This is a genomic window from Psychrobacter immobilis, from assembly GCF_904846175.1.
In the GTDB taxonomy this organism is placed as follows: Bacteria; Pseudomonadota; Gammaproteobacteria; order Pseudomonadales; family Moraxellaceae; genus Psychrobacter; species Psychrobacter immobilis_E.
Window position 1 is genome coordinate 91,295 of the sequence record NZ_CAJGZM010000004.1, and the last position, 12,518, is coordinate 103,812.

A 12,518-nucleotide genomic window follows, 5' to 3' on the forward strand; every position below is an offset into this window, starting at 1 on the left:
AAAAAAAGTCTTATGAAGCTGCTGAATGTATTGTTGAGCTTGCTGCTTAAGTTAGACGCTTACCTTCCTAATATTCAAATAATCCTGAATATCCGCTAATAACGATCAACAATCACCCATAAACACTAATAACTCGCAAAAATCATGGATAATTAGCCATCTAATAGCCATTAATGCGCGCAAACTTGTTAAAATAGGGCACTAATTTTTTCTTGATGGACATCGATTTATGACCACTGCCGCTGCCACTCCTACAATTAAAGAAGACCGCATCTTAATCCTCGATTTTGGCTCACAATATAGTCAATTAATCGCCCGCCGTGTACGCGATTCAGGCGTATTCTGTGAGATGTTCCCTTATGATATCGATACCCAGCGTATCACTGATTTTGGTGCCAAAGGCATCATCCTATCTGGTGGCCCTGAGAGTGTCCATGCGGAAAACAGCCCACGCATTAACGATGCCGTATTTGACTTAGGCGTACCAGTATTAGGTATCTGCTATGGTATGCAAGCGATGGCAGAGCGTTTCGGTGGTAAAGTTCACGCCAGTAATATCCATGAATTTGGCGCAGCAACCATTAATATCGATGGCAAATCAACGCTGATTGATGGTATCGAAGACGAAGCAGCGAAGCTAAATGTTTGGATGAGTCATGGTGATAAAGTCATTGATGCACCACAAGGCTTCGATATCGTTGCCAGCACGCCAAGCTGCCCGATTGCCATCATGGCAGACGATTCGCGCCATTATTATGGTTTACAGTTCCATCCTGAAGTCACGCATACCGCGCAAGGTTCTGCGTTGCTTGGTCGTTTTGTCCATGATATCTGTGGCTGCGCGGGTAGCTGGACGCCTGATAACATCATCGATATGCGTATTGAGCAGCTCAAAAAGCAAATCGGTGATAAGCAAGTATTACTTGGTTTATCTGGCGGTGTAGATAGCTCAGTCGTCGCGGCATTATTGCATAAAGCCATTGGCGATCAATTAACCTGTGTGTTTGTTGATACTGGCTTGCTCCGTCTGCATGAAGGCGACCAAGTGATGCAAATTTTCGCAGAAAACATGGGTGTCAAAGTCATCCGTGTCGATGCCGAAGAGTTATTCTTAACCGCATTGGCTGGCGAGTCTGATCCTGAAGCCAAGCGCAAAATCATCGGTAAAACCTTTATCGATGTATTCGCTAATAGTGCCCGTGAAGTGAGCGAGCAAAGCGATGGTAAAGTCATTGAATTCTTAGCGCAAGGGACGATTTATCCAGACGTCATCGAATCAGCCAAGTCGCATCAAGGTAAAGCGCATGTGATTAAGAGCCATCATAACGTCGGTGGTTTGCCAGATGATTTGGCGTTTGAATTGGTTGAGCCGTTACGTGATTTGTTTAAAGATGAAGTGCGTAAACTGGGTATCACCCTTGGTCTACCTGCGAAGATGATTAACCGTCATCCGTTCCCAGGACCGGGTTTGGGCGTGCGTATCTTAGGTGAAGTTACCAAAGAATTCGCTGATATCTTACGTGCTGCTGATGCTATCTTTATGGAAGAGTTAGAGAAATCAGGCTGGTATGAGAAAACCGCGCAAGCATTTGCGGTATTCCAACCAATTAAATCAGTTGGCGTGGTCGGTGATGGTCGGCGCTATGCATGGGTAATTGCGCTACGTGCCGTTGAAACCGTCGACTTTATGACTGCGCGCTTTGCCCATCTGCCGTATGATTTGATCGAGACGGTATCGAATCGAATCATGAACGAAATCGCTGAAGTATCACGCGTGACTTATGATGTGTCGAGTAAGCCGCCTGCAACGATTGAGTGGGAGTAATATCAAACTAAAAATCTGATTAGCATTGTCAAACTCGTTCAGCCTACTTAATGTAGTGCTATCACTCGTTTTCCTCGCTACTCAAATTTTTTGAATTGATATACAACTTATCAATAATCAAATGGTCTTACTATAGCTATAAAAAACACTCAACTTAGTTGGGTGTTTTTTTCGGTTCAAAGTTAAGTGTTTCACTCATTAAGTTCTGCTTCGATAGCAGCAACTTTGTTTATTAACTGGTTATTAAATTCTAAATGGTCTAAAGAGTAGTGAGCTTTTCGATGACAGGTAGGGCACAGAGCGATGACGTTTTGAGGTAAGTCCGCACCACCATCTGCCAACCTAGTTAGATGATGGACTTCCAGATAAGGTCCAGATTTAGTTTCAAATGGAGCTATCGCATTACATCCCTCGCATATACCATTAGCTCTTTTTTTGGCATACAGCTTAATTGCTGTACTACGGTTCTGAATAGATTGAATTTTTTCTTGAGTGCTTGAGTGCTTGCGTGGATTGGTGTTGAGCTTAAGGCAATCTCTCGTAATTGCTGTAACGACTTACTTTTATTAGGTTTAGTGATATAAACGGCTTTAGGGGCTTCAACTACTTTGGAAGTCGAGGTTTGAGCTTTATTAATATTTTTATTATTAACCATATCTAGGTGGAAAACGATAGCGTCACGAAGCTCGCTATTTCTATCTGGCCGTTCTTCAATATGATGAAAAACATAATTACAATAACCTAGAAATCGTACAAAGCCTTGTGATGTTGATTCGAAAAGTAGAATTTCTTTATTATTTTTTTGATGGTTATGAATTGCCAGGTTACCTTTGGTCATTTTCATGTCACCTTCTTGACCTTCACCAGTATATCTAAAGGTGCCGTTAGGATCAAAATCATCAATATAGCCATATTCACCACCAGCATCGCCGGTAAAAATAAATATAAATGGGTACTCGGCAGGCGTTGCTATGCCGCCATATTGTTGGCCTTTATATATACCGTGTATATCAGAACGACGGTTATAAATTTTTCCTATTTCAAACACTATGGCTTCCTTATTTTTTTATTAAGCTAATAGAGTTTACTATAGTTGATAAATGTTTTTCTGCTTCTAATCTTTAATTGTAAATTTTGGATTTTATAAAAGCGTATTATGTGATTTTAAAAAAATAGCGGTGCTCTCCAAAGTAAAGAACACCGCAACTAATTATAAAATTTAGCTTATAAAATAAAATCTAACCCCGAACATTCACCACATAACGTCCAACCGTCTTGCTCGCCATAAAGCGATCTAAGTATTCAGGCGTTTGCTCTAAGGTAATCTCTTCGCCATAGCTTTCAAGATTAGGCAACTTCATATCAGTGGCGACACGATCCCAGATAGCCTTTTTATCCGCCAGTGGAATATAGACCGAATCGATACCGAGTAGGGAAACTGCTCTGGTGATAAAAGGCATGACCGTCATCGTAAATTCAGCACCACCCGCCAAGCCACAACTAGTGACTGCGCCGCCAGCTTTGGTTTGTTTGAGCAAGTTTGCTAAATAATCGCCGCCTATCGTATCAATGGCATTTGCCCATAGCTCACGACCAATAGGTTTGTTACCGATCTCATTGATGGTATCGCGATGACGGACTTCACTTGCGCCAAGCTCTTTTAGATAATCGCTTTGCTCAGGTTTACCTGAGAAGGCTATTACTTCATAGCCCAGCTGCTTTAAGATAGCAATGCTGATACTACCAACGCCGCCCGTTGCGCCAGTGACCGCTACCGGTCCATCGCTTGGTTTTGCGCCCATTTTTTCTAACTTTTGCACACTTAATGCTGCGGTGAGACCGCCTGTACCGTAAATCATCGCTTCTTTTAGTGTTAAAGAAGCTGGACATTCGACCGCCCAATCGGCTGGGATAGATATCATCTGGCTTAAGCCGCCATCGGTATCCATGCCCAAATCATAACCGAAGACCACGACTTCTTGACCTGCTTTAAAAGCGCCAGATTTGTCGCTGACCACGACGCCAGCTGCATCAATACCAGGGGTGTGCGGATAGTTTTTGGTGATTCTTTTATTGCCTGATGCCGACATCGCATCTTTAAAATTTAACGATGAATAATGCACTTCGATTAATAAGTCATTTTCAGGTAAATCACTGACATGACGCTGTTGAATGCTTTTTTTAAACTTACCATCGCTAGTTTCTTCAACGACCAAGGCTTTAAAGGTTTTATTATTAGACATTATGTTAATCCTTTTTCATTGCTTTTTTGATAGATATTTTATATGACTGAGTTTAAAATGAATAGTTTAAGGTTTTAACAGTACCTTACCTTTTTTGCCTGACTGTAATTTGCCATCGACTGCTTTCATGATATCAGCCAAATCAAATACCGCCTCCACAGGCAGTTTTAATTGTCCATCAACCGCTCTATCAATCAGCTCATTCACCAAACGCTGCTTATTCTCCACACTCATCTCTTGACTGAGTTTACTGCCCCAAAAGCCTTTCATAATGGCTTGCTTGAAAATCATATGGGTCGGATTAATGACCATAGGCTTGCCTGACATCGCCCCAAACGCGGCGAATGTGCCACCATGACCGAGTAGCGATAATAAATCACCACTATTTTCACCACCGACAGAGTCGACCGCCGCGCTGATTTTATCAGCGCCGATGATAGCTTTGACTTGGTCTTTCCAATCTTCATCTGAAGTGTTGATGTTATTTTTGATACCAAGGCCATCTAATTCTGCTAGCGCATCACTACTGCGTACGAGGTTAATGGTTTTTACACCGCGTGCTGCCGCTAACATCGCAAGCGATTTACCAACCGCGCCATTGGCGGCATTATGAATAATCCATTGACCGCTTTCCACTTCTAAAAACTCCAGCAGCATCAATGCACTGAGCGGCATGGCAATCAGCTGCGCGGCCATTTCATCTTCTAAGCTATCAGGAATAGGAAAAACCATATCAGCGGCGGCGACAAAATATTCTGCCCACGTTGCTTGTACACTGGCAGCCGCCACGCGTTGCCCGACTTTTAGGTCTTTGACCTCACTACCAACGGCATCGATAACACCTAATGCTTCGCTACCGCCGATAGCCGGCATCTCAGGTTTAAAGCCGTATTGACCGCGAATGGTAAGTAAGTCATGATTATGGATAGAAGCTAAGATAGTTTTGACGCGGACTTCATTAGCCTTAGGCTCTGGGATAGGGCGGTCGCCGAGGCTCAATACTTCAGTTGGTTTGCCAAAATGGTCATAAGTTGCACTACGCATGATAAATCCTTTTTTTAATTTTAAGTTTGTTCCAAATGTTTTTAACGAGCTAATGAATTTGCAGCCTTCAACAGTAACAAACCCAGCTTACTTATCGCAATATCACTTTGGTTAATGAAAGTCATTACCTAGCGATCTTTTTATTATTTAAGGAGAGGAGTCAGCAGCTGACTCAGCTTTACCTTTAATAATCTGAAAATTACTATCTACAATCTCGGTTAATAACGGCTCACCTTTATCATTCACTCGAAATAGTCCATATTGTGCTGCCTCAAAAGCCTCGCCATGACCTTCTTGGAAGAAGAAAGCATTGGTCGCTAGCTGCATTGTGCCGTTACGGATACGGTAATGAATGGCCATCTCATCAGTAGCCAAATTATCCGGCTGATTATTGGCAGCTAAGCGCACAAACTGGCCGACGTTATGTTTATCTAAAGCGACAATGACATAGCCTTGTTCATTAGTAGGATAGCTACCAGGGTCTCTATTTAAGGCGGCAAATACGTCACGCTCTAGCGCATAGCTAAGCGTCATATAATCGCCCTGCATAAAGCCGCGCGGATCAACGGGTGCCAGTGCTAATAAGACGGTATCACCAGTCGCAAGATGGTTTTCATATTTTGCAATATTCATCGTCATCACCACCAATACGAGCGCCAATCCAAGGAGGGCAATAACAATCGTGACGGCCGGTTTTTGTAGCCAATGCGTCTTTGATGTGTCCTTAATTAAGCGCTTGGTCAAAATTTTATTGTTCATGACAGCCGCTCCTGATTGTCGTTAGTGCTCGGTTTTATATTCGCAAAATAGCCTTTGATAAGTAGCCAGCGCAGCAGTAATAGCGCGATACCGATGACAAGCATGGAAGCGGATTTAACTAGGAGAGTAGTATCGAGCTGATAGTAATACCAAAAGATATAACCGACCAAAGCGATAACGCCCAGTCCTAACAGCACGCGTTGGCTATTGGCAGTCGCGATAATGATAATTAGGCTGGTGGCCAATAAGCCTGAGACATAAATGGAGATAACGCCAAGTATTATAATCGCGGCGCTAATCAGCAGTCCTGCTGCTGATAGTAATTTGATGTGATAGCGCTTAAGAATCAGATAAGCGGCATAAAGGCTGGCAAGCGTTAATAGCCCTTGAGCCAGATAGTAGTTATAGCTAAAGACTTCACCGTAGTTATCAAGGCTATCAAGGTTATCAAAGCTATTGCCATATTCAGCAGCGATAAAATAGACGGAAATATTGAGCAACACATAGGCGCTCGCATAGCCAATAGCACTACTAATGTCAAAGAAGCTGGCGCGCCATTTGGTCGGGATAAATGCAGCTAGCCTATAGCGTTGTAAATGAGTCACGCTAGTGATTAATGCCAATAATCCTAAGCTTATTTCGGATAAGTGATAATAATTTAATAAGTAAAACAGGCAGCTTAAGGCTAAGGTTGCGCTCAATAAACGATAGATAAAATTGGGTATTACAATAGTCATAAACAGTTGCACAAGGAGCAATAGCATTATATTGAGTGGCTCTGCAATCTCACTCGCCAGTAGGGCAAAAGCAATATAACCTTGACCTGCTAGCGTAATTGCAAAAGCTAAGCCATTCCAAAAAGGGCTATGGCGACTGCGCGCGTTATAAAATAAGAATCCGCCAATGACGCTTAATAGTGCGCCAATGATAATCACCGCCAGCGTACTATCAAGCAAACCAGTGTTATCTAAAATTAACGTTAAAAACCCTATAAAAAATAGACTCGCTAGAATACCGCTCATACCAAAAAGTAAGCTTATAAACCAAGGGCTGTGCGCTTGAGATGCTGCATTATTTAAAAGCTTATAGTTCACATTGTGCGTATCGATGAGTCCCTGCTGTTGTAATAGTAAAAGGTTATTATGTTGCTCGTTATTATTGATGTCATTATTCATGACTGTTCTCCTTAATGATAGAAGAAGCAGTTTCATCGTTCTTTATAAGAGCAACTTTACGCAGCCACATCACTGCCGACGAGCTCATGCCAATAAGCAACAAGGCTAATACTAAAAATCCAGCGGCGTCAAAATCATCTAACAGCCATTTACCGACCCAAAACATCACCACAATAATCATCGAAAACGATAGATAAGTCAGCATCAGTAAATCAATACGGCGCTGACGAAACTGCCAAAACATAAAGCCGCACCAGCCCAACCACACTAGGATAGCGATGAGCGTTGTCCAGATATTACCACTATCAAAGACCGTGACAATTGCCAGATAAGTCATAAAAAACGTAGGTAATAAACCGACGATATAAGTACTCCAGTGTAAGCTGGATTTGGTTTGAGAGCTGTTGATTTGAGCAGTGAATTTTTTAGGGATAATACGATGAAACAGATGGGGAGTAGAGAAGGGGGTTTTATTATCGAAACTAATCAGCCAACTATAAAAGGCAATAAAATTAAATAGCGCAAGGATGGCTATTTGAGAGATGTTTTGCAGGCTATAGTTAATAAATTGTAGATTTGCGACATCTAAATAGAGTGCCAAACAAGCATTGATTAGCCCTAACCACAGCAGCCACAGCGCAGGGAAACGTGCAATCATGACCCAAGGCGTAATCAGTACTGCCCAACCAAAAAACAGCTGCCACGTATCAGCGCCGGTTTGATATACCTGTCCAAATAGCGCCAATAAGCTACCGGTGATGATGCTAGCAATGAGCAACAATAACTGCCGAATCAGTTGAAACTGTCGCCTAAAAGACAGGGCTGCATAAAGCGCAATAGCAATCAACAACGCTCCTTCAACCAAAGCAAATTTGCCTATTTTGCCCATATTTTGCCAGTTATAGGCGATAAAGAACACAAGGGATAATACCAGTGCCACCGCGCCAATAATCAGCAGCGCTTTATCAAAAAAGTCTAGCCACGTGCGTTTACTAGGATAGACTTCTAAGTGTATTGCTGCTGCCTCGGCATTTTTAAGAGGGAGGATATCTTGTTGCAGTAACTGCTCGATAGTACGCCGTGCGTGGCTCATAGTCGCCTCTGATTAAAAACAGTTTGTAGCCTATCTTAGCTGTTTTTACGCCGGCATAATGTACTAAAGTTTATAATTTACTATCTTTTATAACTTACTAACCTTTATAAAGGCTTTAATAAAACTCGATACGGCTTAGTAGGTGCTCTTGAATTAAATAGGCGCAAATATAAGCGCTCGGCCAAGCAACCATAAAGGCATACTTCCACGAGTTAAACAGGGTAATAAAGAAGCCTTCGACAAACCCTACGTTAATCAGTAGCAGGGCCGTCGAGATAATCGTCGACATCATCAGCGCCATTAAAAAGGTGAAAATCAGCCGATAGTATTTGCGCCGCGTGCGTATTCTGACGGTCGGGAATTTTGCCATAATGTTCTGTTGTCCTGCTTGATGAGAGCCACGTTTAAAGGGTGTTATAAACGTGATTTTGCGATGAGAGAGGATGATATAAAGCATTGCTCATGCTTAGCGGCGACTATGATAACGCGTGATGACGGCGAGGTAAAATGGTTATTATCAATCATAAAGTTCGCCTTATTATATTGTTATCATTCAGTTTTAATGCTTCGCTGCTATTCAGGCTTATTAAGTGAACTTTAATGCTATTTAAAATAACCTTCTTTTTAAACAATTGTACAAGGATAAAAAATGTCTGCCAATCAAAGTAATGCAGCGAAACAGTCCCCGTCCAAAACCTTATCTAAACAAAGAACGCTTGGCATCATCGGTGGCATGAGTTGGGAGAGTACCGAAATCTATTATCGACTGATAAATGAAGGCATCAAGGCTAAGTTGGGTAATTTGCATTCAGCATATTTACTAATTCATAGCGTGGACTTTGCGGCGATTGAGGCGCTGCAAGCTACAGGTGCGTGGGATGAAATGGGCGCAATATTAGCCAATAGCGGCAAACGTCTACAAGCGGCTGGCGCGAAAGGTTTACTTATCGCGACTAATACCATGCATAAAGTTGTCGATGATGTCCAAGCCGCGACTAACCTGCCGATTATTCATATTGCCGATGTCACGGCTGCTGCGATTAAGCACCAAGGTCTGACCAAAGTAGCGCTACTTGGGACTCAGTTCACCATAACGCAGGACTTTTATAAGCAGCGCTTGATTGATGCAGGCTTGCAAGTGTTGATACCAGAAAATGACGCACGGGCAGAGGTACATCGCATTATTTATGAGGAGCTATGTCAAGGTCAGCTACTTGCTAGCTCACGCCAGTATTATCAGCAAGTGATTCAGGATTTAGCGAATAAAGGTGCAGAGGGCATCATATTAGGCTGTACCGAAATTGGACTGCTGATTCAGCAAGCAGACAGCCCCATTCCCGTATTTGATACCACCGTTATTCATGCCGCTGCAGCGGTGGATTTTTTACTCAGTCATTGATTTAAAAAATTTGAGCTTAAACTAATTGAACTTACTATCTATAAACCACGCGATGAGCGTTTATGCTTTCTTGTCATACGATGTTTCTGTAGTCGTCTTTGCAGTCGTCGACGCAACCTTGTAATACGGCGTAAAGAGGACAGTTTCCATACCGTGGTCGGTAAAATATCACGAAACGAGGCACTGGTGCCGGTATGAGCGCGAAACTCCTCCGACCTTTGCGCCGCTTCTTCTGCGGGCATGTTTTTACCTTTGCGCCAGCCACCGTACAGATATAATCCCGCCCCCATCAGAGCAGTTGCTACCATGCCTGCTGGAAACGACAGCCAAAGCGCATCGGTTCCAAGGAACGGATAAAGCCCAAAAGCAAAGCCAAGACGCACAGGATACATCGAAATCACCATGACGATTAGTGGCCAAATCACATAGCCATTGGCACGCATGGTGCCAAACAGCACTTGTGCTATACCAAAAAAGATAAAGCCCCATGTCGCCATCAACTGAATATGACGCCCAATCGGCACCGCTGCGCTGTCACTACCAAGGAAAAGCCCCAAAATAGTGTCATCAAAAATGCTCAAAACCCCGATTATAGCGCCTGTTAATATCACATTAAAAATAAGCCCCCAGCGGGTAATTCCTGCAACCCTATGCCATTGATTGGCACCGATATTCTGTGCGACCATCGCACTGGCCGCAGCACTTAGCGCCATTGCCGGCATCTGCACGTAGGTCCAAAGCTGCTGGGTTGCGCTGTAAGCGGCCGTTGTCTGTACCCCTTCACGGTTAATCAGCGACAGCATCGTTAATGCTGCTGAAGAGATAACAATCATCTGCAAGCCCATCGGCAATCCCTTTGAAAACATCGACTTTAGGATGTCCCGATCTGCACGCAAAAAACGCAGCTCTGGCAATTTAAGTGTCAGCACAGAACCACGCAGATACATGGTCACGACCATACCAATTAGCGCTAGTGTGTTGGCGACGGCGGTTGCAAAGGCCGAGCCAAATATACCCCATTCAGGAAAGGGGCCTAGTCCCAAAATCAGTACCGGCGTCAAAATCAGGTCGATAATTACCGATATAATGATAAACCAAAGCGGCGTCGTAGAATCACCCGTTCCGCGTAGTGCCATCATTATCAGCGTAAAGGTCAATGTGACAGGCATCGCCACAAAAATCATCCGCAGATAGGTCAGGGCAAGATCTACCGCACTTGGAGGCGTCCCGAGCAGCTCAAGGAGCAGTGGAGCAAATATCCACCCGATTGCCGATACCAATATACTGATCGGAATAATGCTACCCAGCGCCGTGCCCATGGTTTTTTTGACTATAGTATCGTTACGGCTACCCATGGCCTGACCAATCAAAATAGTCGCCGCCATACCAAAACCGAAAACGAATGAGATCAGGATAAACATCAAGATATTACCGTTTGCAGTTGCTGCCAGCGCTTCTTCGCCTAAAAACCGGCCTACCCAGACGGCATTAATCGAGCCGTTCAACGACTGCAGGGCTGATGAGCCAAGGGTTGGTAGGGCAAACAGCAGCATGGTTTTAGCAATCGAACCTTGGGTGAGGTCACGGCTTTTATCAGTGGAGGTAGTTGTTTTACTCAATGTTTATCCTTTTGCGCCATCCAAGTTGGCTTTATTTAATGACATAAAAACCCTTATTATAAATGACCTTGCTTGTAGCATCTTGGTTAGACTGGTAACATTTTTTTATATAATGTATTAGGACGTGTCCTCAATTCAATCGACAGACATCTAAATGGGCTAAAAATGACAATATGAAGAAAGAAACGATAGGCATGTTTGGCGGTAAGTTCTTAATAGTGCATAAAGGGCATGTGCATGCGATGCGTAAAGCGGCGGCTATGGTCGATAAGCTTTATGTCATAGTGACTTATAACGTGATTTTTGAGCGTGAGGTTTATTTTCATAAAAGTAAAATCGCCCCGATAGCGGTGGAGCAAAGAATGCGCTGGTGGCATGAAATTACCAAAGAGCTGGATAATGTACACGTCTATGCAATAGAAGAAACCAATATTAATAAAAATGCTGATACTCATACCAATGTTTATTCTTATGCTCATGCTAACGTTGAGCCTGACTGGGAAAGCTGTGCCGATAGCATTAAAACCTTGATAGGCAAACCCATTGATTTTATTTTTAGTTCTGAGCCAAGATATAGTGATTACTTCGATGATTTATATCCTAAAGCAAAGCATATTATCATCGATGCTGATCGTCAGCTTTATCCCATATCTGCAAGCCAGCTACGTCATGACGGCGTGATTCAGCACTGGGATAGGTTGCCCGACGTGGTACAACCTTATTTTGCCAAAAGTGTTGTCATCGTTGGTACAGAAAGTACGGGCAAGACTACATTAGCGAAAGATTTAGCCCATCGTTATAACACTTGCTATGTCGAAGAAGCAGGGCGCAAGTTTTATGAGCAAATTAACGCTGAAATCGTCTTGCTTGAGGATTTTGCACAGATTGCTTATGAGCATAAATATCATGAGAGGCAAGCCAAAAAAGCGGCAAATAAGATATATTTCGTTGATACAGAAGCGATTACGACCCAGTTTTTTTCGATGGCTTATCTTGATGTAAGGCAAAGCGTACTTGATGAAACCGCCAAACTGCAAGATTATGACTTGTGGCTGTTTTTGGAGGCGGATATTGAGTGGGTCGCTGATGGATTAAGGTCTTTTAGTGATACGCAAGTTCGCGATAAAAACAATCAATTACTAAAATCTTTATTAAATGAGTTTGGGGTGCGCTATCACATTATCAGCGGCAACTATGATGAAAGGTATAAAGAATCGCTTAAATATGTTGATAAATTATTGACCCAGTAACCCAGTAACCCAGTAACCCAGTTATTAATATTCTTATGCTAAGATTGCGATTTTAAGCGTCTTTAACTTCTAACCTTTTCTACCTATACTCACCAACTATCACAAGGATGT

The 12,518-nt window shown here is 42.9% G+C and carries 12 protein-coding genes; 3 read left to right on the forward strand and 9 right to left on the reverse strand.

The window, feature by feature from the left end:
- Window positions 1-229: 229 nt before the first annotated feature.
- Complete coding sequence (gene guaA / locus JMW39_RS06895) at window positions 230-1,825, forward strand: glutamine-hydrolyzing GMP synthase (RefSeq protein WP_201545099.1); 1,596 nt, start codon at window positions 230-232, stop codon at window positions 1,823-1,825.
- A 191-nt stretch (window positions 1,826-2,016) separates the two neighbouring features.
- Here guaA and JMW39_RS13395 read toward each other — a convergent pair whose 3' ends face one another.
- The 8 genes from JMW39_RS13395 to JMW39_RS06930 form a co-directional block, all read right to left on the reverse strand.
- Window positions 2,017-2,307, reverse strand: coding sequence for an HNH endonuclease (locus tag JMW39_RS13395; RefSeq protein WP_413786225.1), 291 nt, complete (start codon window positions 2,305-2,307; stop codon window positions 2,017-2,019).
- Window positions 2,220-2,873: a hypothetical protein gene (locus tag JMW39_RS13225; protein WP_227679445.1), complete on the reverse strand. Its 654-nt coding sequence runs from the start codon at window positions 2,871-2,873 to the stop codon at window positions 2,220-2,222. The genes JMW39_RS13395 and JMW39_RS13225 overlap by 88 nt, the downstream gene beginning before the upstream one ends.
- 190 nt (window positions 2,874-3,063) lie before the next feature.
- Entirely contained in the window at window positions 3,064-4,068 is a 1,005-nt protein-coding gene (locus JMW39_RS06905; protein ID WP_201545100.1) for a YhdH/YhfP family quinone oxidoreductase, read from the reverse strand.
- A gap of 66 nt (window positions 4,069-4,134) precedes the next feature.
- Entirely contained in the window at window positions 4,135-5,112 is a 978-nt protein-coding gene (locus JMW39_RS06910; RefSeq protein ID WP_201545101.1) for a zinc-binding dehydrogenase, read from the reverse strand.
- A gap of 147 nt (window positions 5,113-5,259) precedes the next feature.
- Window positions 5,260-5,871 (reverse strand): GDYXXLXY domain-containing protein, encoded by a 612-nt coding sequence (locus tag JMW39_RS06915; RefSeq protein WP_201545102.1) that lies wholly within the window; start codon window positions 5,869-5,871, stop codon window positions 5,260-5,262.
- Complete coding sequence (locus JMW39_RS06920) at window positions 5,868-7,046, reverse strand: DUF4401 domain-containing protein (protein WP_201545104.1); 1,179 nt, start codon at window positions 7,044-7,046, stop codon at window positions 5,868-5,870. Before JMW39_RS06920 ends, JMW39_RS06915 begins: the two co-directional genes overlap by 4 nt.
- On the reverse strand, window positions 7,039-8,139 hold the full coding sequence (locus JMW39_RS06925; protein ID WP_201545106.1) for a DUF2157 domain-containing protein: 1,101 nt from the start codon (window positions 8,137-8,139) through the stop codon (window positions 7,039-7,041). The genes JMW39_RS06920 and JMW39_RS06925 overlap by 8 nt, the downstream gene beginning before the upstream one ends.
- A gap of 115 nt (window positions 8,140-8,254) precedes the next feature.
- Entirely contained in the window at window positions 8,255-8,509 is a 255-nt protein-coding gene (locus JMW39_RS06930) for a DUF2798 domain-containing protein (protein ID WP_183619317.1), read from the reverse strand.
- Window positions 8,510-8,788: 279 nt separating this feature from the next.
- Here JMW39_RS06930 and JMW39_RS06935 point away from each other — a divergent pair, with 279 nt between their 5' ends.
- On the forward strand, window positions 8,789-9,538 hold the full coding sequence (locus tag JMW39_RS06935; protein ID WP_201545108.1) for an aspartate/glutamate racemase family protein: 750 nt from the start codon (window positions 8,789-8,791) through the stop codon (window positions 9,536-9,538).
- Window positions 9,539-9,576: 38 nt separating this feature from the next.
- Here the strand turns inward: JMW39_RS06935 and JMW39_RS06940 are convergent, their stop codons facing one another.
- Window positions 9,577-11,157, reverse strand: coding sequence for an MATE family efflux transporter (locus tag JMW39_RS06940; RefSeq protein WP_201545110.1), 1,581 nt, complete (start codon window positions 11,155-11,157; stop codon window positions 9,577-9,579).
- Window positions 11,158-11,330: 173 nt separating this feature from the next.
- On the opposite strand from JMW39_RS06940, the gene nadR reads away from it, so the two are divergent.
- The gene (gene nadR, locus JMW39_RS06945) at window positions 11,331-12,407 is read left to right on the forward strand and encodes a multifunctional transcriptional regulator/nicotinamide-nucleotide adenylyltransferase/ribosylnicotinamide kinase NadR (protein ID WP_201545111.1); all 1,077 of its coding nucleotides are present in this window, start codon (window positions 11,331-11,333) and stop codon (window positions 12,405-12,407) included.
- Window positions 12,408-12,518: the final 111 nt, after the last annotated feature.

Coding starts and splice junctions, on each gene's coding strand:
- guaA (WP_201545099.1), top strand. CDS start 230: ATGACCACTGCCGCTGCCACTCCTACAATTAAAGAAGACCGCATCTTA.
- JMW39_RS06905 (WP_201545100.1), bottom strand. CDS start 4,068: ATGTCTAATAATAAAACCTTTAAAGCCTTGGTCGTTGAAGAAACTAGC.
- JMW39_RS06910 (WP_201545101.1), bottom strand. CDS start 5,112: ATGCGTAGTGCAACTTATGACCATTTTGGCAAACCAACTGAAGTATTG.
- JMW39_RS06915 (WP_201545102.1), bottom strand. CDS start 5,871: ATGAACAATAAAATTTTGACCAAGCGCTTAATTAAGGACACATCAAAG.
- JMW39_RS06920 (WP_201545104.1), bottom strand. CDS start 7,046: ATGAATAATGACATCAATAATAACGAGCAACATAATAACCTTTTACTA.
- JMW39_RS06925 (WP_201545106.1), bottom strand. CDS start 8,139: ATGAGCCACGCACGGCGTACTATCGAGCAGTTACTGCAACAAGATATC.
- JMW39_RS06930 (WP_183619317.1), bottom strand. CDS start 8,509: ATGGCAAAATTCCCGACCGTCAGAATACGCACGCGGCGCAAATACTAT.
- JMW39_RS06935 (WP_201545108.1), top strand. CDS start 8,789: ATGTCTGCCAATCAAAGTAATGCAGCGAAACAGTCCCCGTCCAAAACC.
- nadR (WP_201545111.1), top strand. CDS start 11,331: ATGAAGAAAGAAACGATAGGCATGTTTGGCGGTAAGTTCTTAATAGTG.